This is a genomic window from Sphingomonas sp., from assembly GCF_023266535.1.
GTDB lineage: Bacteria > Pseudomonadota > Alphaproteobacteria > Sphingomonadales > Sphingomonadaceae > Sphingomicrobium.
This window is the reverse complement of sequence record NZ_JAHFPY010000066.1, coordinates 1-431: the sequence shown is the minus strand read 5'-3', so window position 1 is coordinate 431 and position 431 is coordinate 1. Positions and strand designations below refer to the sequence as shown.

Here is a 431-nt window from a genome sequence, read left to right as displayed (position 1 = left end):
GTCGCGCTGAATTCGGCCAAGGCCTATGTCTACCAAGTGGCCAAGTCGTGCGATGCCGGGCGGACGACGCGGTTCGACGCTGCGGGCGCGATCCTGCTGGCGTCGGAAAATGCGGTGAAGGTCGCCAATGAGGCGGTTCAGGCACTGGGCGGCGCCGGCTACACCAAGGATTGGCCGGTCGAGCGCTACTATCGCGATGCCAAGCTGCTCGATATCGGCGCCGGGACCAATGAGATCCGCCGCATGCTGATTGGCCGGGAGCTGATTGGCGCGTAGCCGCACAAATTGATTTGCGTTAAGCCTCGCCCCGAACGGTGGGAGAGTCGCAATGCGCGTGACGTTGATCCTGCTGGCGCTAGCCAGCCTGACCGCGTGCAAACAGCAAGCCAATAAAGCGGAGGAGCCGGCCAAGCCGGCGGCGCTGACCTTTG

Annotated in this window: 1 protein-coding gene; it reads left to right on the top strand. The window is 63.8% G+C overall.

The window, feature by feature from the left end; genetic code table 11:
- A partial coding sequence (locus Q0C64_RS10515) for an acyl-CoA dehydrogenase family protein (protein ID WP_294123552.1) occupies positions 1–276 on the top strand: 276 nt, incomplete at its 5' end.
- Positions 277–431 lie beyond the last annotated feature (155 nt).